Origin of the sequence: Saccharospirillum alexandrii (genome assembly GCF_043641555.1) — a bacterium.
Taxonomy (GTDB): Bacteria; Pseudomonadota; Gammaproteobacteria; order Pseudomonadales; family Natronospirillaceae; genus Saccharospirillum; species Saccharospirillum alexandrii_A.
The window spans coordinates 822,333-845,097 of the sequence record NZ_JBHZRJ010000001.1 but is presented as its reverse complement, the minus strand read 5'-3'; the positions used below and the strand labels follow the sequence as shown (position 1 = coordinate 845,097).

Annotated in this window: 20 protein-coding genes; 16 read left to right on the top strand and 4 right to left on the bottom strand. The window is 56.0% G+C overall.

Annotated features, from left to right (window positions below):
- From ACHUE7_RS03645 to ACHUE7_RS03610, 8 genes are all read left to right on the top strand, one after another.
- Window positions 1-1,239, top strand: coding sequence for a type III PLP-dependent enzyme (locus ACHUE7_RS03645; RefSeq protein ID WP_394168782.1), 1,239 nt, complete (start codon window positions 1-3; stop codon window positions 1,237-1,239).
- On the top strand, window positions 1,236-2,708 hold the full coding sequence (locus ACHUE7_RS03640; RefSeq protein ID WP_394168781.1) for a DHA2 family efflux MFS transporter permease subunit: 1,473 nt from the start codon (window positions 1,236-1,238) through the stop codon (window positions 2,706-2,708). The genes ACHUE7_RS03645 and ACHUE7_RS03640 overlap by 4 nt, the downstream gene beginning before the upstream one ends.
- Window positions 2,705-4,585 (top strand): IucA/IucC family protein, encoded by a 1,881-nt coding sequence (locus ACHUE7_RS03635; protein WP_394168780.1) that lies wholly within the window; start codon window positions 2,705-2,707, stop codon window positions 4,583-4,585. The genes ACHUE7_RS03640 and ACHUE7_RS03635 overlap by 4 nt, the downstream gene beginning before the upstream one ends.
- The gene (locus tag ACHUE7_RS03630; RefSeq protein ID WP_394168779.1) at window positions 4,566-5,447 is read left to right on the top strand and encodes an IucA/IucC family protein; all 882 of its coding nucleotides are present in this window, start codon (window positions 4,566-4,568) and stop codon (window positions 5,445-5,447) included. The genes ACHUE7_RS03635 and ACHUE7_RS03630 overlap by 20 nt, the downstream gene beginning before the upstream one ends.
- On the top strand, window positions 5,417-6,508 hold the full coding sequence (locus ACHUE7_RS03625; RefSeq protein WP_394169151.1) for an IucA/IucC family protein: 1,092 nt from the start codon (window positions 5,417-5,419) through the stop codon (window positions 6,506-6,508). Before ACHUE7_RS03630 ends, ACHUE7_RS03625 begins: the two co-directional genes overlap by 31 nt.
- Before the next feature lie 63 nt (window positions 6,509-6,571).
- Window positions 6,572-7,519, top strand: coding sequence for an ABC transporter substrate-binding protein (locus tag ACHUE7_RS03620; RefSeq protein WP_394168778.1), 948 nt, complete (start codon window positions 6,572-6,574; stop codon window positions 7,517-7,519).
- A gap of 51 nt (window positions 7,520-7,570) precedes the next feature.
- Window positions 7,571-8,191: an RraA family protein gene (locus ACHUE7_RS03615; RefSeq protein ID WP_394168777.1), complete on the top strand. Its 621-nt coding sequence runs from the start codon at window positions 7,571-7,573 to the stop codon at window positions 8,189-8,191.
- Between the two features lie 322 nt (window positions 8,192-8,513).
- Window positions 8,514-9,167 (top strand): substrate-binding periplasmic protein, encoded by a 654-nt coding sequence (locus ACHUE7_RS03610; RefSeq protein WP_394168776.1) that lies wholly within the window; start codon window positions 8,514-8,516, stop codon window positions 9,165-9,167.
- Between the two features lie 41 nt (window positions 9,168-9,208).
- Here the strand turns inward: ACHUE7_RS03610 and ACHUE7_RS03605 are convergent, their stop codons facing one another.
- Window positions 9,209-9,751: an outer membrane beta-barrel protein gene (locus ACHUE7_RS03605; protein ID WP_394168775.1), complete on the bottom strand. Its 543-nt coding sequence runs from the start codon at window positions 9,749-9,751 to the stop codon at window positions 9,209-9,211.
- Between the two features lie 225 nt (window positions 9,752-9,976).
- Here ACHUE7_RS03605 and ACHUE7_RS03600 point away from each other — a divergent pair, with 225 nt between their 5' ends.
- Window positions 9,977-11,074 (top strand): AraC family transcriptional regulator, encoded by a 1,098-nt coding sequence (locus tag ACHUE7_RS03600; RefSeq protein WP_394168774.1) that lies wholly within the window; start codon window positions 9,977-9,979, stop codon window positions 11,072-11,074.
- Here ACHUE7_RS03600 and ACHUE7_RS03595 read toward each other — a convergent pair.
- Window positions 11,071-11,565, bottom strand: a complete 495-nt coding sequence (locus tag ACHUE7_RS03595) for a LabA-like NYN domain-containing protein (RefSeq protein WP_394168773.1) — start codon at window positions 11,563-11,565, stop codon at window positions 11,071-11,073. The genes ACHUE7_RS03600 and ACHUE7_RS03595 overlap by 4 nt on opposite strands.
- Before the next feature lie 417 nt (window positions 11,566-11,982).
- Here ACHUE7_RS03595 and ACHUE7_RS03590 point away from each other — a divergent pair, with 417 nt between their 5' ends.
- The 3 genes from ACHUE7_RS03590 to ACHUE7_RS03580 all read left to right on the top strand — a co-directional run bounded on the left by ACHUE7_RS03590 (window position 11,983) and on the right by ACHUE7_RS03580 (window position 14,899).
- On the top strand, window positions 11,983-13,461 hold the full coding sequence (locus ACHUE7_RS03590; protein WP_394168772.1) for a DUF4331 domain-containing protein: 1,479 nt from the start codon (window positions 11,983-11,985) through the stop codon (window positions 13,459-13,461).
- A 9-nt stretch (window positions 13,462-13,470) separates the two neighbouring features.
- Window positions 13,471-13,722, top strand: a complete 252-nt coding sequence (locus ACHUE7_RS03585) for a hypothetical protein (RefSeq protein WP_394168771.1) — start codon at window positions 13,471-13,473, stop codon at window positions 13,720-13,722.
- A gap of 421 nt (window positions 13,723-14,143) precedes the next feature.
- On the top strand, window positions 14,144-14,899 hold the full coding sequence (locus ACHUE7_RS03580; RefSeq protein ID WP_394168770.1) for a VIT1/CCC1 transporter family protein: 756 nt from the start codon (window positions 14,144-14,146) through the stop codon (window positions 14,897-14,899).
- Between the two features lie 7 nt (window positions 14,900-14,906).
- On the opposite strand, the gene ACHUE7_RS03575 is transcribed toward ACHUE7_RS03580, so the two are convergent.
- On the bottom strand, window positions 14,907-15,869 hold the full coding sequence (locus tag ACHUE7_RS03575; protein ID WP_394168769.1) for a LysR family transcriptional regulator: 963 nt from the start codon (window positions 15,867-15,869) through the stop codon (window positions 14,907-14,909).
- Window positions 15,870-15,994: 125 nt separating this feature from the next.
- Here ACHUE7_RS03575 and ACHUE7_RS03570 point away from each other — a divergent pair, with 125 nt between their 5' ends.
- The 4 genes from ACHUE7_RS03570 to ACHUE7_RS03555 all read left to right on the top strand — a co-directional run bounded on the left by ACHUE7_RS03570 (window position 15,995) and on the right by ACHUE7_RS03555 (window position 22,448).
- Complete coding sequence (locus tag ACHUE7_RS03570) at window positions 15,995-17,410, top strand: acetyl-CoA carboxylase biotin carboxylase subunit (RefSeq protein ID WP_394168768.1); 1,416 nt, start codon at window positions 15,995-15,997, stop codon at window positions 17,408-17,410.
- Between the two features lie 26 nt (window positions 17,411-17,436).
- Window positions 17,437-19,236, top strand: a complete 1,800-nt coding sequence (oadA, locus tag ACHUE7_RS03565) for a sodium-extruding oxaloacetate decarboxylase subunit alpha (protein ID WP_394168767.1) — start codon at window positions 17,437-17,439, stop codon at window positions 19,234-19,236.
- A gap of 605 nt (window positions 19,237-19,841) precedes the next feature.
- Window positions 19,842-21,767: a S8 family serine peptidase gene (locus ACHUE7_RS03560; RefSeq protein ID WP_394168766.1), complete on the top strand. Its 1,926-nt coding sequence runs from the start codon at window positions 19,842-19,844 to the stop codon at window positions 21,765-21,767.
- Between the two features lie 132 nt (window positions 21,768-21,899).
- Complete coding sequence (locus tag ACHUE7_RS03555) at window positions 21,900-22,448, top strand: hypothetical protein (RefSeq protein WP_394168765.1); 549 nt, start codon at window positions 21,900-21,902, stop codon at window positions 22,446-22,448.
- Window positions 22,449-22,481: 33 nt separating this feature from the next.
- Here ACHUE7_RS03555 and ACHUE7_RS03550 read toward each other — a convergent pair whose 3' ends face one another.
- The gene (locus ACHUE7_RS03550; protein ID WP_394168764.1) at window positions 22,482-22,703 is read right to left on the bottom strand and encodes a hypothetical protein; all 222 of its coding nucleotides are present in this window, start codon (window positions 22,701-22,703) and stop codon (window positions 22,482-22,484) included.
- Window positions 22,704-22,765 lie beyond the last annotated feature (62 nt).

The window sequence follows — 22,765 nt, the reverse complement described above, 5'->3', positions numbered from 1 at the left end:
ATGGCAGGTAATCCACTCACAGTTCCAGAGCCCATCGCAGCCTGTGCTCGTCACCTGGCTGAACAGGAAGCCGATCCGCTGGCTGCCTTTATTTATGACCTGGACGCGCTCGAAACCCATATCCAATGGTTGCGTTCTCACTTGCCAGACGGTGTCGACTTGTTCTACGCGATCAAGGCCAATAGTGAACCCGCTGTGCTGCGCACACTGGCACCCTGGGTTGATGGGTTTGATGTGTCGTCCGGCGGCGAAATTCAAAAATTGCTCCAACACGATATTACGCAGCCGTTTGTTTTTTCCGGCCCTGGAAAACTGGACAGCGATTTTCGCTTGGCACTGGAAGCCGGAGTGGAGCAGATACACCTTGAAAGTCACGATGAGATTCAGCGTTTGAATGCCATAGCGGCGGAAACCGGGCGTCGTCAACGGGTGCTGATCCGCGTCAATCCAACGCTGCCCGACGCCTTGTCGACCAAGCTTGCCATGGCCGGTCAGCCGACACCGTTCGGCTTGGAAGAACGCCAGCTTACCGATGCAGTGATACAGGTAGACGAAAGCGAGTATCTGGAACTCTGCGGTTTTCATGTTCATGCCATGTCGCACCAGACCGATGTATACCGCCATCTCGGCTTGCTGGACGGCCTCCTCGACAAGTGGCCGATCTGGCGTGCTCTGGCTGAAGAGCCGGCCAAGGTCACTCAGTTGAATGTGGGAGGTGGCATGGGCGTGAACTACCAGGGTATCGACCAGTTCGACTGGCCAACGCTGTGCTGGCATCTTGCCCGTCGTCTAGCCTGGCTACCGGAGCCACCGCGCATCCGTTTCGAACCTGGTCGTTTTGTCACGGCGTACTGTGGCTACTATGCGGTGCAAATCATCGACCTCAAGCACAACCACGGTGAAGACTTCGCCGTCTGCCGTGGAGGAACGCATCACTTTCGTTTGCCTGCAGCGCAAGGCCACAGCCACCCGGTGGTTCATTTACCGAAGCATGCCTGTGAGGGCGAAGCGCGACCCTTAACCGTGGTGGGGCAACTGTGCACCCCCAAGGATGTGTTGGCCCGCGGTGTGCCCATGGTAAACCCGCAGCGGGGTGATTTACTGGTATTGCCCATGGCGGGGGCCTATGGCTACAACATTTCCCATGCCGATTTTCTGTGTCACCCGCGACCGATACAGCAGTTTATCCGGCCCGGCGCGCACCGGGTTAATGACACCCTGGCACTGGAGGCGGTATGACCACCAGGGCGCGAAAACCAACCTGGGTGCTGTGCACCGTCATGCTGGGCACGGTCACCGTCAGCCTGAATAACAGTGCATTAAATCCGGCGATTCCGGTATTCATGTCAGCCTTCGACATAGGCCCACTGTGGGCAAGCTGGGTGATGACCGGCTTCATGCTGAGCATGGGTATCACCATGCCGGTCACTGGTTTTCTGGGTAAAAAAATCGGCAAGCGCCCGCTGTACCTGTTGGGCCTGGCCGGCTTTGTTACCGGTTCAACACTGGGTGCCCTGGCGGACAATATGGCGCTGGTGGTCTTGGCACGGTGTGTTCAGGGCGTGGCGGCTGGGCTGATGATTCCGCTCTCCCTGCCATTGATCTTCGAAGCCTATCCCAGGAACGAACGTGGCCGGGTCACGGGTCTTTGGGGCACGGTGGTCATGCTGGCACCGGCAGTCGGTCCGGCCGTGGGCGGTTTGTTGCTCGAAGTGTTTTCCTGGCCAGTGTTGTTTCTGATGAATATACCGGTCGGGGTGTTGGGTTGGATGATGGGTTATTACAACCTGGTATCACCCCCAGATGAACACACACCCCGCTTTGACGGCCTCGGTTTTGTACTTGCCGCCGCAGGGATTGGCGGTTTGCTAATGGCCCTGAGTCTGCTGACCGGTACTGCTTACTCGTTATTGGCACTGTTGCTTGGCCTATCGGCGCTGTTGTGCATGGCGTTTTTTATACGCCATCAATTGCATTGCAAATATCCGCTACTGAATTTGCATCTTTTTGCCGAACCGGCCTATCGGCTGAGCGTGATCATCGTCGTGGTTCAGACCATTGGCATCTTTGGCAGCCTCTTGTTGTTACCGCTGTTAATGCAGAACGTGCTGAATTTCAGTGTGATGAACACAGCACTGGTATTGGTAGCAACGGCCGTCATGTCCAGCCTCTTTGTCTTTATCGGCGGTAAGCGGCTGGATGCCCGTGGTCCTCGCGGGGTGGTCAGTGTTGGGTTGGGTTTGACCGCCATCGCAACGCTGGCACTGGGTCAGCTGCAGTCAGATGTCACGCTCTGGGTCATCCTTGGGCTTACCCTGGTTCGCGGTGCCGGTATCGGGCTGTCTTACATGCCCGTCAACACGGCAGGGCTGAATGCTATCCCCGAACAGCTGGTCCCCCAGGGAGCCGCCATGAACAACATTCTTCGGCGTGTTAGCGCGGCTACTGTTATCGTCGTTGTTTCGCTTTTTTATGAGTGGCGCTCTGTCGCACTTTCATCTCAGGGGTTTTCGCCGCAGACCAGCGGGCTGATGGCGATCAACGAACTGTTTACCCTCATCGGCTTGCTGTTGCTGGCCACTCTGCCATTGGCATTGCGCTTGCCAAACCCGCGTGCCGAGCTCGTCGCTGAAGACCCCAGCCCCTCGTTAACCACCCCGCAAAGGAATGTCGGGACGAAACATACTGCACAAAAGGTATTGCCATGACTCTATTGAATCCCATCGAAAACCTAACGGAACCTACCGTCAATCAAATCGATACGGTGGCATGGGTCGCCGCGTTGCGGTCGCCTCATCTCGCTAACGTAGAGCAAAGGGTATTGCGCCAGCTCATTCAGGCCCTGGTGTTTGAAGAGGTACTCGATTACGAAGACCACACCCGACACTCAGACTCCCGCCTGGTGGTGTTAACCGGTACCGATGCGACCGGGCAAAAGGTCCGTTACCTTGCCGAAGGCGAATTCAAGGAAAGCTACGGGTTGTTGCGGCTGAGTCGGCGGCCGGTGATGCGGGTAGAAAATGGGGGCACCCCCTACGAAGCCTCACTGACAGATTTTGCTGCTGACGTGCTGGCGGCCCTGCCGGATACAACCCGCCTCAATGCGTTCATGAACGAATTGACCCACACTCTGGTAAAAGATGTCCAGGCGCAGGCGACCGCCCTGCCAGGCACCCTTCCTGCTGACCAGCGCTACTATGATGCCCTGGAAGGGCATTTGATGGATGCTCATTCCTATCACCCCTGCTACAAATCACGCCTCGGTTTTTCGTTCGCGGAGAACCAGCGCTATGGCCCGGAGTTTCAACAGCGCCTGCCGTTGTACTGGGTGGCCCTGCACAAAAACAAAGCGCAACTAAACGCCTCGGAATCGCTGGATTCCGATCAATTTCTCCGGTCGGTTCTGGGTGACCACGACCTGAGCCGCTTTGAGACGCAGCTGAATGCGCTAGGCAAGAACAGAGACGACTACCGGCTGATTCCCGTTCACCCCTGGCAATGGAACGAGCGCATCGCGACCGAGTTTTACCCCGAACTGGCAACGGGTGATCTGATATGGCTTGGGCAAGGGCAGGACGCCTGGCGCGCGCAACAATCCATTCGTACCCTGGCCAACGCCGATTACCCGGAAAAACCCTACGCCAAAGTGTCACTCGGCATTACCAACACCTCAACCAGCCGCATCATGGCGGCCCATACCTGCCTTAATGGGCCGGTCATCACAGATTGGCTGCAACGGTTGATCGGGCAGGACCCCATTGCCCGGGATATGGATTTTGTCATCCTGCGGGAAGTGCTGGGCGTAACCTGCGATTACGAACGCCTGCCCGCCGCGCGGCGGTTAAGTGCCTACGGGCATTTGGGTGTGGTGTGGCGTGAAAGCCTGCACACCTACCTGCGGCCAGGTGAAGATGCCATCCCGTTCAATGGCCTGAGCCATCGACAGGGTAACGGCGAACCGCTGATCGAGCGCTGGATTGAGCATCACGGGCTGGAAGCCTGGACGCAGCAACTGCTGACAGTAGCCGTAGGGCCCATCATTCATATGCTGTTTGGTCATGGCATTGGCATGGAATCTCACGGGCAAAACATCATCCTCATTCACGAAGATGGCTGGCCCAAACGCATCGCCCTGAAGGATTTTCACGATGGCGTTCGGTATTCCCGTGATCACCTCACCCACCCGGACCAATGCCCTGAGCTGTTTCCGGTGCCACCCACCCATGCACAGATCAACCCCAACTCCTACATCCTGACAAACGATCTGAATAACGTTCGCGATTATTCGCTGGATGCGTTCTTCTTTATTGCGCTATCGGACGTGTGTTTGTTTCTTAACGACTGCTATCAGTTACCGGAAAAGACGTTCTGGCAAATGACCGCCGAGGTTATTCATGACTATCAGGCGGCACACCCGGAGCACCGGGAACGCTTCGAATGCTTCGACGTGTTTACCGGGTGTTTTGAGATCGAAGAACTGACCAAACGCCGGTTATTCGGCGATGCTCAGCCACGCATCAAAACCGTACGCAACCCACTGGCAGCTTATAGAAGGAGACAGCGCAATGAATCTCTCCAAGCTTGATTGCCAGCGACTGGCGCAACAGCAGGTTATGCAGGATTTACTGGAATGCTTGTGGTCGGAAGGTTTTTTCGACGCTGAAAACACCGCGCTCGAACCACCGCTGCATTGGCAAAACTGTCACATGAAAGCTCGGGAAGCAGAGGGAAAATGGCCCATTGAACAAGTATGGACCTGGCATCCCGAACATCCGGTCATCAGGCAGGTATGGGTACCTGCCCGGCCCGGCATTGCACAGGTTTTACTGAGCGTTGCCGGCGCTCCGGTCTATGCGATGACTCACAGCAGCCAGATTAAAACCCTGAACGCCATCGATATGATGACGCTGGTAAACGAAAGCCTCGGCGACCGGATGCCCGGCAGCCCGAAGGGGGTCGAGTTATTCATAGAGGCATTGCAGCACACCCTGGAACAAACCACCTGGTCTTATCGACATAACATTTCGACAACCGATCTGTTGGCGCGTTCTCCGGGTCAGTATTTCCAGGCCATGGAACAATGGGGCGCCCTGCGGGACCGCCCTTACCACCCTGCCGCTAAAGCTAAAATCGGTTTAAACCAGGCGGACTATCACCACTATGTGGCAGAGTTCGACCAAAAAATTTACTTGAAGTGGGTGGCCATTCGTCGCGACCATCTATTGGTGAGTGAGCCTGTAGATGCCCATAACACCAGCCCGGCAGAGTATCTTCTCAACGACCGCGAGCGAGCGGAACTGGACCTGGAAATTCGGGAACGCGGCCTGAAAGATTACCTGGCCATTCCGATATTAGCCTGGCAACTCGACCAGGGTTGCCGGAAGCCTTGCAACACGAAGCGACTCACAAACACTGGGTGCCCCTGGCGTTTCAGGGGTTGGCAATGAAATCGACGTCATCCGTTCGCTCACTGGCGCCGCTGACGGAGAGTGCGAATTATCTGAAACTACCGATGAGCCTGTACTCACTCGGGTCGTCGCGTTATTTACCGGCCGTGAAAATGATGAATGGCGTCATCGCCCAGGGGCTGCTGACAGAAGCGATAACGCGGGACCCGGTGCTTGAACACCAGGTGTTTTATTGCGACGAATCACATTGGTGGGCTTTCATGCCGCCCGAGGCCAGCCTCTTTGACGACTACCCGCGCCACCTTTCCGCCATGGTGCGACGCTACCCCGAAGCATTGCTAGAGGACCCGGAATGTCGGCTGGTGCCCATGTCCGCGCTTGGTACCCTGTTACCGGACCATCAGGATCATTGTTTTGACCACTGGCTCGAGCATCGCCGGCTGCCCAGCACGGAAAGCTCAGTGCTCGGCCTCTTTCAGGAAGTCTGCGACACCTTTCTGGAACTGAATTTACGCTTCTTCCGGTTGGGCATCATGCCCGAAATACATGGCCAGAATGCAGTTTTGGTGTGGCGAAAGAACCGGGTGGACGGCCTGCTGCTGCGGGACCACGACTCGCTGCGTCTCTTTGTTCCCTGGCTGAACCAGGCGGGCCTTGACGACCCGGTCTTTCGTTTAAAAAAAGGCGTCGCCAATACGCTCTATCACGACACTGCCGAAGACCTGCTGTTTTACCTGCTCTCGCTGGGTATTCAGGTCAATCTGCGGGCCATTATCGACACCCTGGCACAACGCTACTGCATCGAAGAAAAGCGACTCTGGCTGGTGCTGCGTTACAGCCTGACCCGGCAGATTGATCGGGTGGCGTTTTCTGCTGAAGCCCGGGACTTGTTGCACCGGGTTTGCCTTGAACAGGAGCACTGGCCACTCAAACTCTTGGTTCGACCCATGCTGGAGCGTGCCGGTGGCCCTGGCAGCATGCCCTTTGGCAAAGGGTGGACGGTTAACCCGTTGAAGCGCTTGGGTACACCGCCTGACGCAACCGTTGCACGTAGTGTGCAGGCAGTTATCAAGCCGGAGAACATCAGCGACCCCGCCTGATATTTGATAATGTAAATAAAAATCATTATTGTTATCGAAATAATCAAACAAAAGGACACTGTTATGCGCCTTGTTAAACGCATTTTTCAACAACGAACCTTGTTTGCCTTCCTAGCTGGCTGGTTAACACTGGCCGCCGCGACCCAGGCGGAAGAGACAACCCGCCAGGTGGAACATGCCCTGGGGGTAACCGAGATTCAGGGCACGCCAACGCGCATCGTAACCCTGTACCAGGGCGCCAACGACACCGCCGTCGCATTGGGCGTCACCCCGATCGCAGTGGTCGATTCCTGGGTTGAAAAACCCATGTATCACTATTTGCGGGATGACCTGGCAAATGTTCCCCATGTAGGCCTGGAAACCCAGCCTAACCTGGAGGAAATTGCCCGGCTCAAACCAGATCTCATCATCGCCAACAAAGCGCGGCATGAAGACATCTACACCCTGCTCTCCCAGATCGCGCCCACGGTTGCCGAAGATACTGTTTTCGATTTCAAAGGAACGGTTCAACTGATGGGGGAAGCCCTGAACAAGCAAGCCGAGGCAGACCAACTATTGGCAGACTGGAACCAACGGGTTGCCACCCTGCAGACCGAACTGCAAGCCCAAGTTGGCGACCAATGGCCACTGCAGGTAGCGATCACCAATGTCCGCAATGATCATTTACGGGTCTATCTTGAGGACAGCTTCGCGGGCACCGTACTGCACGACCTTGGTTTCGAGTTTCCGCCGATGTTTGCACAACGCACCTGGGGAGTAAAGCTGAACAGCAAGGAAAATATCCCCAGTATGAACGCCGATGTGATGTTCATTATTTTCCAGTCGCAGGACGGTTCAGTGCATGAGAATTACCAGGCCTGGTCCGACCATCCTTTATGGCAGACCCTCGATGCCACTCAAAACAACCAGGTCTACGACGTCGATCTTGTCGCCTGGTTGATGTCCGGCGGAATTATCGGTGCGAACAATATGATGGACCAACTCTATACTCACTTCGGTATTCAAAGCTGAAATCCTCAGGCTCCCGCATCAGGCGGGAGCCTTCTTTTTTGGAAACGTCACATGCCTATGCCAACCTCAACCCTCTCCCGGGAACTGGTCGATACCTATAGGGCCATCGCCACCTCCACACTGGGACACATCACCGACACCGGTTACCTGAAAGGCATCACCGCCCAAACGCCCAGCAAACGTCTTATTGGCCGGGCTGTCACCGTTACACTGCCCCCAATGGATGGCAGCATGATCCGGGAAGCCCTTGCCACTGCCCAGCCAGGCGACGTACTGGTTATTGATATGGGGGAGGATACCGACCGCGCCTGCTGGGGTGAACTGCGCACACTGGCCGCACTTAATAAACAGGTGGCGGGTGTGGTTACCAACGGTTGCGCTACTGACATTGCAGCGTTAAACCAGCTGCATTTTCCGGTGTATGCGACCGGTATCAGTGCCATCACCACTCGCCCGGTCAATGGCGGTGGGCATTTGAATGAGACTGTTCGCCTGGCAGATACCGTCATTGAGCCCGGCGACCTCATTGTTGGCGATGCCGATGGCCTGTATGCGCTGACACCACAGGCTGCCTTGGAAATGGCCCAGCCCGCCCTGGCAAAACAGGACTGGGAAGCCCGGTATCGCCAGGAGTTGTTAGCGACGGACATGGCAGGCGCAGTACAGGCGTAGCCGCAATCAGTGCTCACTCCTGTGTTGTACTGACTAGCCGTTGCAGCGCCATTGTTTCAGGGAGGCGCCGTTATTCGAACACGTCCAGGCACTGGTTGCTGCGCAAAGACCGCAATAGATAACCGTCTCCCAGGTTTTCGAACGCGAAATTCTGCTCGGTCGTGCTGCACCTAGACCCGAATAACCCAGATATTATTACTTTCTGACGCGGCGTAATAAAAGTGCAGGTAGCCCTTCAACGTACCGGGTAAAGGCACACAGAGTGGGCGAAATGCGGGACATCTGCTATGGTTCGAAGAGCTTCGAAAAAAGTGGTAGTCAGATGAACGGATTCGAGCTGATTGGCGTGCTAGCCCTTTCCGCAACAGCTACGGTACAAGCCTATTCCATTGCAGTAACGGACGCGAACGCTGGCGCCCTCTCCTATCACGACGGCCAGTTCACGGGCCACCTGGCGCCGCTTTACCAGTGCGCGATCGACACCGTAGACCAGCCTTTCACCGTGTCTATTCTGCCGCAGGTCAGAGCACTGCGTATGCTTGAGAATAACGAGATCGATATGGTCTTGCCCCTGGCCCAATCGGGCGAACGGGACGACTACGCTTACTTTGCCGCCCCCCTGTACACCGTTAGATACCTGCTGTTTACCCTACCGGGTGTTGCCATAACGGGTAGCGAGCATCGCATCCAGATTGCTGTTAACTGGTCCAGTGCGTCCATCGCTCTTATTGAGGCCCTGGGTCACGAAGTTATTCCAGTTGACCACCATGAACTGGCTATCGGCATGGTCAGGCGAGGGCGAGCACACGGTGTGGTCATACCCGAGCCGACCGCGGCCGCCATGACCGAAGAACTCGCCGGGCTTGTACCACATGACTATGCACAATTGCCGGGTGGAGTATATGTGAACAAACACAATACCAGCCTGCAGACAGCCTTCAATATGGCCATTCAGGATTGCCGGCCGGCACCCTGAGTCCATTTTATCGTCGTCTGTCCACGGCTCTGTATTTTAATTTAGAATGACCATCCCAACGACACGCCGACATGACGCACCTCGGCTGACAGTTGCGTGGCATGCAGCTGCACATCGAAAGCGGGGCTGAACTGAAAGCCGGCGCCCGCGCCGAAACTTAAGCTGACTTCAGGGTCGTTTTCTTCGACCTCGCAATCACCCACTACGCAGGTCTCTGCTTCACTGGATAGCACCAAGGCGCCACCTCGGCCAAGCACAAAAAACCGCTCACCCAAGGGCAGACGATAGACGGCATAAGCCCCGGCGCTCAACGCATAGAAATCCTGAAACCCGACCGAGTTACCTGAACTGTTGAACAACTCTTGCTCCGCATACACAACGGAATGGGTGACTTCACCCTGAAGTGCAAACGAAGGCGTTAGATACACGGCGTAGTTCAGCACCAGACTCCCCCCCGGGTCATCATGATCTTCGACGCCCTGATAGGCGTAGCCCACCCCAAGTTGTTGCTGCGCCATCGCGGTGGCGGCCAATGACAAGACGGCGATACTGCGGAACAGGAACGGGCACACTCTGGTTTTCATCGGTTGTATCCTTTTATTTTTCTCTTACATGGAAAAGCGGTTTTGTGCGTGTAGGCCTTTGATCTTAAAGAGCTGCGATTCGTTTCTCGTGGAATGGCGTTGCAGTTTTCGGGAAATCCGTTACATTTTTCAACGAGGGCCGCCAACAACAGCCAGCGAACAGCCTGGCGCAAACCCTAATACCGCACGACGGAGCTGCGTGAATGTTATTCGGGCGACTGAAGAATGAGTAAAATCCAGCAAGTATCGGCCATTGGCACCATTGAACTGGCGCGCCGGCTGAGAGCACACGGGCTGATCGACAACGCATCCATTCGAGCTATCGACCCCTCCTTGCTAGAGAGTGTGAATACGCTTGACGCTCAGGGTGATATGGCACATACCTACGATGCCTTCTTCCCCGAATCCTGGATCATTACGCTCTGGCAGGAAGCGCAGAAGAATCACCCAGAGAGCCCCACAGGCTTCCTGATCGGAAAAACCATCGTCCGGGATGCCTACGGCGTGCTGTCAGGGTTAATTCGCTTCAGCGATACGCTGGGCCAGGCAGTCACGACGTACCTGCAAAACATCCAGTACGTGAATGAATCGGAGCAGTGGCACTATTCAAAGGATAGCCGTCAGATAACCCTGGCCTTCAGCTACCCCCGGCACAAGCCATACCCAAGCAACGCAGTTGAACGAAGCATTACCGCCATGTACGCGATGGGGTGCTACTTACATGGCAAAAAGCTCCCGTTACACAGCGTGCAATTTCAAAGAAAAGCACCCGCATACCAGGCGCTTCTGGAAGCCTACTTCGGGTGTGAGGTAGCATTCTCTGCATCCTGCAACGTGCTCATTCTTCCCGCTGAGGTAATGGACTGGCCACTCCAGTCCCCGTCTGCTTTGCTGGACACATCGCTGACGCAGGGGAAATCCTTTCTGACAACCCTGTTGAGAATGAGCTTGCAAACTAAGCTCAACGAAAAAGCCGACAGCCTGCTTACGCCAACCTTCACCAACAGAGTCACCACCTTGCTCTGGGAGGACATGGCGCACTACAGCAACAGCGACCACGTCGCTTCAGCCCTGCACCTGAGTCGTGCAACCTTATATAGAAAGCTCAACCAGGAGGGCACAAGCTTTAGCAGCATCAGGGATGCGATTCGGGCCGAGCTAATGACTCAACACAGCGGCCTGAAAGCGACTGAACTGTACGAAATACTGGGGTTTAGTGATGTGAGCTCGTATTACAAAGCGAGAAAACGAGCACAGCAGACGGATTACGTGACCGTCAAATCAAGAGGGGACACGGGCGTCGGGCCTGAGAGTTCCAATTAGAGCCTCCGGCCAGACACTGGCAACAAAAGCTCACCGTCAATGGGCACGAAACGACTGGCGGCTTGTACCAATGACCGCGCCGTCAGACCGGGAACACCATAGACATCGACCTGCACACCACAGTCTTGCCGGACTTTCTCCGCCAGCAAGTCAAAGTCGCCATCGCCTGAGACCAGCACCACTCGGTCTACAGTGGGCGCTACCGTCATCACATCAATGGTGATTCCCACATCCCAATCGCCTTTCGACGAGCCATCCTGGCGCTGAATATAGGGTTTCAGGCGCACCTTAAAGCCAATTGCACTCAAAATGTTCTGAAACTGCCGCTGTTTTTCATCCCCACGATCAATCGCGTAGGCGAAGGCCGCTACTACCTCGTGACCGGCCGTGGCCTGGCGCCAGAAGCGGTTGTAATCGAACCGGCGACCATAGGCCTCCCGGGTCGTGTAGTAGACGTTCTGGACATCGACGAACAGGGCGATCTTACTCAATGGAAAAGTCCTTGGGCGCGTAACCGGGCGACCCGACAACCATAACCGAGTCTCTGCAAAAAGTCGCTGCTGGGTCTTTCAGGCGCATGCTGTTTACAAGGCTTCTTTCTTTGCCAACGGGACAACTGAATCCGGAACGGTGCAATTTCACCAAAAAATTCTTAGCGCGGACCCCAAGTAGACGGGTTTGCTCGGCTCACAGACCGGACACACTGCCTTGCTCATTATTTAACGTACCCACTTACTTGATGCTACTGCTTCAGCGTAAATTTCAGCAAGCCAACACCACGATACGTTCACTTAACACGTCTGGATGCAGATCCTAAAAAAAGAAAAAAAAATCGTCTATCTATTGCATCCTAACTCGTGTCCCACTCGTTCAATCCATGCAACCCACCACGAACAAGTGAGAGAAAAATGAACAAACATCTCAAACACTGCACCCTGGCGACGGCCATTGCAGGCATTTGCCTCACCGCTTCCGTGAGCCACGGTGCCAGCCACCGCGAAGCCCCTTACATTACTGAAATACCCAAAGTCGATGCTTCCGACTTCTATATGTTTAGAAGTTATGAAACGGGTCGTGAAGACTACGTCACGATGATCGCCAACTACCTGCCCTTACAGGACGCCTACGGCGGCCCAAACTACTTTGACCTCGACTCCGATGCCATCTACGAGATTCACATCGACAACGATGGCAATGCTCAGGAAGACATCACTTTCCAATTCAAATTCACTGACGTAGTGACCGACTTGCAACTCGACGTCGGAGAAAGCGGTGCTACTAAATCGGTTTCAGTGCCATTGAAGAACATTGGCGCCATTGGCCCGGGTGCGATGGATACCGACAATGTGCAGGTTCGTCAAGAGTATGAAATCACCGTCATTCGAGGTGACCGTCGTACAGGCATGCATGAAACGGTGATGAACAGTACCACCGGCACCACCACATTTAGAAAACCACTCGACAACATTGGTGGCAAGTCGTTCACCGACTATCAGGCTTATTCCGATGCGCACATCTTCAGCATGGCGATTCCCGGCTGCAATGTTGACGGCAAGGTATTTGTTGGCCAGCGCAAGGAAGCGTTCGCCGTTAACCTGGGCGAAATATTTGACCTCGTCAACACCAACCCTCTGGGTGCCCGTGATGGCGAAGGTGCGGGTGACCTGGCCGACAAGAACGTCACCTCACTGGCGATGGAAGTGCCCACCGCTTGCCTGACCGGCAATGCTGCCACCAGTAACGACGACCCGGTTCTCGGCGCCTGGACAACCGCCAGCGTACGCCAGGCGCGTGTCATCAACCCTGAGCCCATGGCCAATGACCAGGGTGCCACGGTTGAAGGCGGTGCCTGGGCACAGGTATCTCGCCTGGGTATGCCACTGGTAAACGAAGTGGTCATCGGCCTGAAAGATAAAGACGCGTTCAACGCCAGCGAACCCATGAACGACGGCCAGTTCATTGATTACGTTACGCACCCGACCTTGCCGGAACTGGTGGAGATATTGTTTGGTGTTACCGCACCGAATAACTTCCCCCGCCAAGACCTGGTCACGGCGTTCCTGACCGGCGTTCCCGCCGTCAACATGCCCGTTGGTGGTACCGCTTCTGAAATGCTTCGGTTGAACCCCGCCATTGCAGCGACCGACGCCGCAAGCCAGAACGACCTGGGTGTGCTGGCAGGCGACAACGCAGGCTTCCCGAATGGTCGTCGCCCGGTCGATGATACCGTCGACATTTCATTACGAGTCGCTATGGGCGTGCTGGCCGATGCCGCCGATGCACCGGATGGCCAGCTGGACTACACCGATGGTGTGCAACTGGATGCCAGCGAACTGCAAACCACCTTCCCTTACCTCGCGACGCCGCTGGCAGGCTCGCCCAACTAAGGAGTTGCCATGAAACCCATACTCAGTGCAACTGCAGCCATGGCGTTTAGTCTCGCGCTATTGGGGTGTGCAGACAGCGGCTCGTCGATGCAGATGAGCGATAACGGCAACGATGCCGACAGCTCAGTAGACTTTACGGCGTTTGTGATTTCTGAAATCAATAATACGTCTGAAGGGCGCGATGCCACGGCCATCAACGAGATTGAGTTCAACTTCAACGACCAGGACAACGACCAGGCATTCGCCGAGTTGTTCGAGTAACACGTCCTGCTGTCAGGCAATAAAAAGCCGTCGCTCGCGACGGCTTTTTCGTTCTTTCCGTTCACGTAACACTCAACCTATCGTGATCCAATACAAAATAAACGGCATACTGGGATATTCCAGTTCACCCAAACATCCCAGCCCCACCAGATTCAGATTGAACATTTTCAAACCCAGCTGGACACCCAACACATTTACAAAGTGCATCGATGGATGTCTGCACAATCCTGCACAATCCCTTGGACAATCCGCCTCTGACAAAGCCTACAGCGCGGAGAACCCTCATCGCCCATCACATCACCTGCAGACCCGTCTCCTTTTAGACAACGCTCAGTCCTGAATAGCTCGACTGGGCGTATCCAAAAAGCGCCTATACTCACCGCACACTCCCTATCCTTTAAAACGGTCAGAAGGTCTTGTCATGCCAGCACCCAGCCGCGAAAAACTCCTGAACGATCATCAGCCAACCTCAGTGCACCAGCGACTGGCCAAGCCCACAAAAGCATCGACGTTGCCCGATGCTGTACTCGGTGGTATCGATGGCTGTGTGACCACCTTTGCAGTGGTCGCAGGGGCATTCGGTGCGGGGTTTTCATCACAGGTTGCGCTCGTTCTGGGTATGGCCAATTTACTGGCTGATGGCTTTAGCATGGCGGTCAGCAACTACGAAGCAGGCGAGGCCCAGCTGGCGCAGATCGCCAGTGCCGAACGGACCGAGCGCGAGCACATTACGCTGGTGCCCGACGGTGAGCGCGAGGAGATTCGACAACTGTTTCGTGCCAAAGGGTTTGAAGGCGCACTGCTTGAAGACGTTGTAGAAACCCTGAGCAGCAATAAGGAAGTGTGGATAAAAACCATGTTGCGAGAAGAGTATGGTCTTTCAACCGAAGGGCTCAGCCCCCTGAGGGCTGCGATCACGACCTTTGTCTCGTTCATGGTGGTGGGCACCGTCCCCTTAATACCCTACCTTTTGCCCGGCCTGGAAACCATTCAGCAGTTCCTCGCCAGCCTTGGCTTGGCCGCACTCGTTTTCCTGGGCATCGGAATGCTCAAGAGTGCGGTATATCGCCAGCCGGTTTGGCGATCCGGGGTGCGGACCTTATTTATAGGAACTGCAGCCGCAGGGCTGGCGTTTGCCACCGGCTACCTGGTAGAGGGCTTGATGGCAGGGAGCTAACCCGCTGTCAGACTGGCGTACCGGCGCTGGCCATGTGCCGAAACTGCCGGTCAATGTCAGCCAGATTGGCCTGAACATACTCTACAAAACGCCGCGTTACCGGAGACAGGCTTTTACCCGTCGGGTACACCAGACACCAGGACCGGCGGATCGGAAACCCCTCAAGCGGCAGCGTTTTCAAACTGCCCAGCCTTAACTCCGCCAATACGCTCAGGCGAGGCAGAATCGCCACACCGATACCGGCCATAACGGCATGCTTCAGCGCCTCGTTTGAACCGACCTCCATTGTCGGAACCATGCGTAGCCGCTGCTGGTGACAATGTTGTTCCAATGCCAGACGGCTGCCCGAGCCGCGTTCACGCGCCAGCAAATTCTGCTGCAGAAATGTCTGGGGCGTCACATCGACCCGATCACACAAGGGGTGGTTGGCAGGCAAAACCGGAATCAACTCGTTATCGAGAAACGGCACCGACGATAATGGGCGGTCGCTGGGTACAATACCCATGATCATCAGGTCATCACTGCTGTCTGACAACCGTTCGATGGCCTGCGCCCGGTTCACCACCTGCACCGACACATTGATCTCCGGATACAAATCCAGGAAGGGTTTCAGCAAGTACGGCATCACATACTGGGCGGTATTCACGGCGACCAACTTCAGGTCACCGGATATGCGTCCCTCCAGCCCATGAATGTCGCTTTGCAACCGGCCCAGTTCCGCAAATAGGGTGCGTACACTGGCGACCACAAGCTCTCCCGTTGCGGTGCAGTACAGACGGCGGCCAATGTATTCGAACAATTTCTGACCCAGGGCGCTCTCAAGCTGCCTGATTTGAGAACTGACTGCTGGCTGAGTGAGCCCCAGTGCATTGGCCGCCTTGCCATAACCTTGCTCTTCATAGACGGCCAAAAACACTTCCAACTGCCGCAATGAGAGCCGACTGATCAGTTTCTGAACGCTCAGTCTCACGATTCCCCCTATGTTTCACACAAACCATAACCTAAAGCTTATGAAAAATATAAATTATATCAATTTTAAATTATGAAAAAGCTGGGATAGGTTAATCACATCGACCCACAGAGGGAGAACAACCTGTGTTGAAAAAGGTGCTCATAGCCAATCGCGGTGAAATTGCCGTTCGCATCATTCGCGCCTGTTCGGAACTGGGCATCCGCTCGGTGGCCATTTATACCGAACCGGACCGCTACGGCCTTCACGTCAAACGGGCCGATGAATCCTATTCACTGGGTGATGACCCGCTGAAGGGGTATCTTGATCCGCTGCGCATCGTCAATCTGGCCCTGGAAACCGGCTGCGATGCGATCCACCCGGGGTACGGCTTTCTGTCAGAGAATGCACGCTTCGCCCAGCTGTGCGAGCAAAAAGGCATCGTCTTCATCGGCCCCAAGTCCACCGTCATCGCCCGGATGGGCGACAAAACGTCGGCGCGCGACAGCATGCGCGCCGCGGGCGTGCCCGTCACACCCGGCTCAGATGGCAACCTGGCCAACCTGGACGAGGCACTGGCATTGGCCGAAACCATTGGCTACCCGGTCATGCTGAAAGCCACATCCGGCGGCGGTGGCCGTGGCATACGGCGATGCGATACCGCCGACGAGCTGACAAAGCAGTACCCCCGGGTGATTTCCGAGGCGACCAAAGCTTTTGGCTCAGCCGATGTGTTCATGGAGAAATGCATTGTGAACCCGCGCCACATCGAAGCCCAGATTCTGGCCGATGCCGACGGCAATGTGATTCATCTGTTCGAGCGCGACTGCTCAATTCAACGCCGCAACCAGAAACTGATCGAAATCGCGCCCAGCCCCCAAATCACACCTGAACAGCGTCAGTACATCGGCGAACTGGCGGTTCGGGCCGCCAAGGCTGTGGGCTATGAAAACGCCGGAACCGTTGAGTTTCTGCTAACCGGAAACGAAGTATATTTCATGGAAATGAACACCCGGGTTCAGGTGGAGCACACGATCACTGAGCAAGTGACCGGCGTTGATATTGTTCAGGAGCAACTGCGCATTGCCTCTGGCCTACCGCTGCGTTACGACCAGCAAGACATTCAACTGCACGGTTACGCCATACAGTTTCGCATCAACGCAGAAGACCCCAAGAACGACTTTCTACCCAGCTTCGGCCGCATTACCCATTACTATGCCCCGGGCGGGCCGGGAGTACGGGTCGACACGGCTATTTTTACCGGGTACGACATCCCACCCTACTTCGATTCGATGTGCCTGAAACTGGTGGTGTGGGCCCTGACCTGGGATGACGTCATCGCTCGCGGTCGCCGCGCGCTCGACGACATGCGACTGCACGGCATTCGCACCACGTCCAACTACTACCAGCAAATTCTCGCGCACCCCGACTTTCAGCAAGGCGATTTCAACACCAGCTTCGTGCCCGAGCACCCCGAACTTCTGGACTATTCCACCAAACGTCACCCCAGTGAAATAGCGCTGGTTCTGGCCTCAGCCATTGCCGCCCACGCTGGCTGGTAACCACCACCGGTCAACAGGAGAAAAAGATGAAACCGATTGAAGTGACCGACCTTACCCTGCGTGATGCCCACCAATCGCTGATCGCCACACGCATGCGTACGGAAGACATGCTGCCCATTTGCGAAAAGCTCGATGCCATCGGCTACTGGTCTTTGGAAGTCTGGGGGGGCGCAACCTTCGATGCCTGCGTGCGTTTTCTGAAAGAAGACCCCTGGGAACGCTTACGCCAATTACGAGCCGCCCTGCCAAAAACCCGACTGCAAATGTTGCTGCGCGGCCAGAACTTGCTGGGTTACCGGCACTACGCCGACGACGTGGTGGAAGCCTTTGTTCAGACGGCGGCCGACAACGGCATCGACGTATTTCGCATATTCGATGCGCTGAACGACCTGCGTAACCTGGACGTAGCCATGAAGGCGGTAAAGAAAGCCGGGAAACACGCCCAGGGTACGCTCTGCTACACCACCAGCCCGGTGCACACCCTGGCCATGTTTACTGAACAGGCCCGGGCTTTGCGCGACATGGGAGCGGACTCCATTGCGATCAAAGACATGGCCGGCTTGCTCACGCCGTACGCGACTTACGATCTGGTCAAGGCGATCAAAGCCGAAGTCGACCTGCCGCTGGTCATTCACAGCCACTCGACCGCGGGCCTTGCGGCCCAGTGCCAGCTGAAAGCCATTGAAGCCGGCGCGGACCGGATCGACACTGCTATTTCTTCGTTTGCGGGCGGCACCAGCCACCCGGCTACAGAAACCCAGGTGGCGGCGCTGAAAGACACCCCCTGGGATACTGGCCTGGATTTGGTCGCCTTACAGGAGGTGGCCGACTATTTCCGCGAGGTGCGTAAGAGATACCATCAGTTTGAAAGCGAATTCACCCGCGAAGACATCTCGGTGCAGATCAACCAGGTCCCGGGCGGCATGATGTCCAACCTCGCCAACCAGTTAAAAGAGCAAAACGCACTGGATCGCATTCGTGACGTGTTCAACGAAATTCCGCGCGTCCGCGAAGACCTGGGGTTCCCACCCCTGGTGACGCCGACGTCCCAGATCGTCGGCACCCAGGCGGTCTACAACGTACTGGCCGGTGAACGGTACAAAACCATCACCAACGAGGTGAAACGCTACTTCCTGGGCGGTTATGGCAAGCCACCGGCTGAGGTGAATGCCCGGGTGCTGAAAAAAGCCATTGGCAACGAAAGCGTTTCCGATGCACGCCCGGCTGATGCACTGAAACCAGAACTGCAGAATCTGACCCGCGACATTGGCGATCTCGCAACCAACAAGGAAGACGTTCTAACCTTCGCCATGTTTCCGGACATGGGACGCGACTTCCTGAAGCAGCGTGCCGAAGGCACCCTGGTTCCCGAGCCCCTGCTGCCACCGGAATCAGCGGCGGCACACAAACCTTCAGGCGCAACGCCCACGGAATTTAAGGTGGACGTTCACGGCGAGACATACGAAGTGGCCGTCACCGGTGTGGGTGATTTTGGCAGCGGTAAACGCAAACTCTATATTTCGCTGGATGGCATGCCAGAGGAAGTGGTGTTCGAGAGCCTCAACGAATACGTCGCCGATGGCCGTGGCAGCGGCCGACAAAAAGCGTCAGAGCCCGGGCACGTAACAGCCGCGATGCCGGGCAATATTGTGGAGGTGCTGGTCAGCGAGGGCGATGTCGTCGAAGCGGGCCAGGCAGTGCTGATTACCGAAGCCATGAAAATGGAAACCGAGATCAACGCTGGTGTCGCAGGCACCGTCAAAGCGGTGCATGTCACCAAAGGCGACCGGGTGACCCCAGGCGAGGTACTGGTCGACATCGGTTGAATTTGTACCGCACTGGCTACAGGGAGGTAGCCCGCGGGCAAGCAGAACGCGTCAGGCTAACGCCGAAAGTGTGTTCACTGGCTAGGTCTGGTGACCTCGGCCATCCTAGTTTTCTAGCACGCATTGTTGCTATCTATTACACAGAGTTGAAACCCATTTTTTTGTCAGATCAATAGCAATGAGTCTATCTTGTTTCATGTGGACGCCCTCCATTAACTGAGTTGGCAAAACCCGTTTGGCGCATTGACGCGGTTTGGCCAGGGCGTCCATCCCATCACCCATCACACTGACAAAATGCAACGATGGGTATCTGCACAGCCCGCTTCGATATCAATCAGTGTAGGGCTAATCTCGAAGGCTTGGGATAGATGAATTAAGTTCACGGATCTCGCCGCCAACCCCCGAACCGCTTTGCATGACTTAACACTCTAGCCGTGATTTCGATCACAGTATCGACATTATTCAGCGCCCCGCAAACATTTTGTTACCCAAGTCTCAGTAAACCGTCAGCAAACCATCACTATTGCGCCGCTCTTTTTGACGCCCTGTGCGGAGTATCGCAGTGGCGTTGGACACTTACATAATAAACAAAGGACGGTCAAGGAATGCTCAACAAGAACTTTTTCTTAATGGCTTGCGCCAGTGTCTCCGCTTTGACACTGGCGGGATGTCTCGACCTGGACGGGCACGCTCGCCCGGTCGGCACCGAAGGCACCAACGACTCAGTGCAAGACGAAACCTCGCCCAACAACGTCGCCGACTACAACGCCGGCAAGATCGGCGATACCGGACGCTACATTGTTAAATACGATGAACGCCGGGCCAGCCTGCAACGCAGCAACGGCACCTTCTCCACCCGCTCGGCGGATCACATTCTCTCGCGTGCAGGCGGAGCGTCCTCGCTGATGCACTTGAGCAGCCTGCAAGCGAGTGTCGCTGAGCTGAGCGAGGAACAGGTCGAGCAACTGCGCAACGAAGATGCGGTCGCCTATGTTGAACCAGACCCTGTGCGTTATTTGCTGGCGGAAGACGTGCCGTACGGCATTCCACGCGTTCAAGCCGACCAGCTCAGTGATGCCGCAGCCGTGAATACAACAGTCTGTATCATTGACAGCGGGTACGACATCAACCACCCCGACTTGCCAAACAGTGGCGTTACCGGCAGTGTCACCAGCCAATACGCCGGAAACTGGAACAACGACGGCAACGGTCACGGCACTCACGTCGCCGGTACCATTGCGGCGCTCGGCGGCAACGGCATCGGCGTGGTCGGGGTAAACCCCTCCGCACAGCTGGGTTTGCACATCGTCAAGATTTTCAACAACAATGGCGACTGGGCTTACGGTTCCGATCTTATTCGGGCGATCGAGCAGTGCTCCGACTCGGGCGCGACCGTGGTCAACATGAGCCTCGGTGGTCCGGGTTCCAGCCAGTCCGAACGCCAGGCCATGCAAACCTTCTACAACAACGGCATGCTACTGGTGGCCGCCGCCGGTAACGACGGCAACAACCGTTATTCTTATCCGGCGTCTTACGATTCGGTTTACTCTGTAGCGGCGACCGATAGCAATAACAGCCGCGCCAACTTCTCCCAATACAACAACCAGGTCGAAATTGCCGCACCGGGCGTTGGCGTTCGTTCCACCATTCCCGGTGGCCGTTACGCCTACTTCAACGGCACTTCCATGGCGACCCCGCACGTAGCCGGTGTCGCGGCGCTGGTGTGGAGCAACAACCAGGGCTGCTCGGCCCAGGATGTGCGCAACGCCCTGAACAGCACCGCTGTCGACCTCGGCTCCGCCGGACGTGACATCTACTTCGGCCACGGCCTGATCCAGGCGAAGGCAGCACACGATTATCTGCAACAGCAAGGCTGCTCCACGGATACCACTGAACCGGTATTGATCGACCTTGACAGTGGAGTCGCCGTGTCCAACCTGGCGGATACCAAAGCGGCACCGGATAACGTGGCTTATCGCATCGCCGTTCCCGCAGGCGCTACCCAACTGGATATCCAGATCAGCGGTGGCTCGGGCGATTCCGACCTCTACGTCAAACACGGCGAAGAGCCGAGTCAGTCTAGCTACGATTGCCGTCCTTACCGTCAGGGCAATAACGAACTGTGCAGTTTCAGCCATCCGCAGCAAGGCGACTGGTACATTGTGCTGGACCCTTACACCGATTTCTCCGGTGTAACGCTGATGGCGACGGTTGAAGCCCCGACTGGTGGCGGCATATCCGAGCAAGACGACGACCTCTCCGCCGACAAAGGCCAGTGGCTGCGTTACACCCAGGAAGTGACAGCCGGTGACAGCAAGCTGAGCATCAGCATCGCGCGCGGTGAGGGCGATGCTGACCTTTATGTACGACACGGTGCAGACGTCAGCCGCAAGACTTACGATTGCCGCCCGTTTAAAGACGGCAACGAGGAAAGCTGTGTGATCGACAACCCGGCCGAAGGCACCTGGTACATCGGTGTGCATGGCTATGAAGGCTTCGAAGGGCTGTCGCTCATTCGGAAAATTGAATAACGTCGGAACCCCCTGAGCAGCCAAAGGGTAGGCTCACCTCACCCTTTGGCTCTATTGGCTGCATCGACTAACCAGGTTGTTGCAGCCTTTTTTGGTTCCGGGTTTTCAATGCAAATAAGGAGCGGCTTTATAATGAATCGCGACGGTAGATCGTTCAGGCTAAATGGCATTCGCGTAGGCATGATCGCACTGTGCCTCTGCTCGCTGTCCCTAGCAACAACGGCGGACGATCGGAACTTGAGTGTTGGTGTGGGAACACAGGCGTTGGCGTTGTCCTATGCAGATCCCGAGTCGCACCAGCTGTTCATCGGCCCCAGTGTGCACCTGTCCGCAGCCCATCAGTATTTCCGAATTGGTGGAAGCGTTTATCAGACCGTGGGTCGCGACGATCCATCCATACGGGTAGACGGGTTCGCATTGGACATTCATGCCGGAATGAATCTCGATAGCCAGGGCTGGACGGCGTTCGCCGGAATGGGACAATTCCAGGAAACACGCTTGCGGAATTACCAGCCAGAACTGGAGGCTGTCGCTTATCATATTTCTATCGGTGGCGGGTACCATTTTAAACGTTACTCGCTGGAAGCCGAATGGCAATGGCGTGGCAATCCCTATGGCAAACTCGACACACCGCCCGAGACCTATGTGGCCGGCGGATTAAAACTCAGCGCGCGGTTCTAGGTTATACCGTCGCTGACGACGGATTTTTGTTAACTACATTGCAATCGGCACCAGCGCCCGAAAGTTTGCATCATCAATCAATATACCGTCCTCGGCGGGTTGAGAGAGAGGCACGGGTATTACCTGAACCGTGGTCATGTCAGCCTGTGCGTTGGTATGGCCTGCGGCATCCCGGGTTCGAACGACGAGCTGATTCTCGCCCGGCTGCAACGTAAGTGTAACCTGCCAGGTAGCAAAGCCGTCATCCGTGGTCACGTCTACGCCATTCACAGCAACCGATACAATGCCGTCACCCTGCAGATCCCAGGCGGCACCAA

Excerpts from the sequence above, each read along its gene's own strand:
- ACHUE7_RS03645 (WP_394168782.1), top strand. The coding sequence starts at position 1 with ATGGCAGGTAATCCACTCACAGTTCCAGAGCCCATCGCAGCCTGTGCT.
- ACHUE7_RS03640 (WP_394168781.1), top strand. The coding sequence starts at position 1,236 with ATGACCACCAGGGCGCGAAAACCAACCTGGGTGCTGTGCACCGTCATG.
- ACHUE7_RS03635 (WP_394168780.1), top strand. The coding sequence starts at position 2,705 with ATGACTCTATTGAATCCCATCGAAAACCTAACGGAACCTACCGTCAAT.
- ACHUE7_RS03630 (WP_394168779.1), top strand. The coding sequence starts at position 4,566 with ATGAATCTCTCCAAGCTTGATTGCCAGCGACTGGCGCAACAGCAGGTT.
- ACHUE7_RS03620 (WP_394168778.1), top strand. The coding sequence starts at position 6,572 with ATGCGCCTTGTTAAACGCATTTTTCAACAACGAACCTTGTTTGCCTTC.
- ACHUE7_RS03615 (WP_394168777.1), top strand. The coding sequence starts at position 7,571 with ATGCCTATGCCAACCTCAACCCTCTCCCGGGAACTGGTCGATACCTAT.
- ACHUE7_RS03610 (WP_394168776.1), top strand. The coding sequence starts at position 8,514 with ATGAACGGATTCGAGCTGATTGGCGTGCTAGCCCTTTCCGCAACAGCT.
- ACHUE7_RS03605 (WP_394168775.1), bottom strand. The coding sequence starts at position 9,751 with ATGAAAACCAGAGTGTGCCCGTTCCTGTTCCGCAGTATCGCCGTCTTG.
- ACHUE7_RS03600 (WP_394168774.1), top strand. The coding sequence starts at position 9,977 with ATGAGTAAAATCCAGCAAGTATCGGCCATTGGCACCATTGAACTGGCG.
- ACHUE7_RS03590 (WP_394168772.1), top strand. The coding sequence starts at position 11,983 with ATGAACAAACATCTCAAACACTGCACCCTGGCGACGGCCATTGCAGGC.
- ACHUE7_RS03585 (WP_394168771.1), top strand. The coding sequence starts at position 13,471 with ATGAAACCCATACTCAGTGCAACTGCAGCCATGGCGTTTAGTCTCGCG.
- ACHUE7_RS03580 (WP_394168770.1), top strand. The coding sequence starts at position 14,144 with ATGCCAGCACCCAGCCGCGAAAAACTCCTGAACGATCATCAGCCAACC.
- oadA (WP_394168767.1), top strand. The coding sequence starts at position 17,437 with ATGAAACCGATTGAAGTGACCGACCTTACCCTGCGTGATGCCCACCAA.
- ACHUE7_RS03560 (WP_394168766.1), top strand. The coding sequence starts at position 19,842 with ATGCTCAACAAGAACTTTTTCTTAATGGCTTGCGCCAGTGTCTCCGCT.
- ACHUE7_RS03555 (WP_394168765.1), top strand. The coding sequence starts at position 21,900 with ATGAATCGCGACGGTAGATCGTTCAGGCTAAATGGCATTCGCGTAGGC.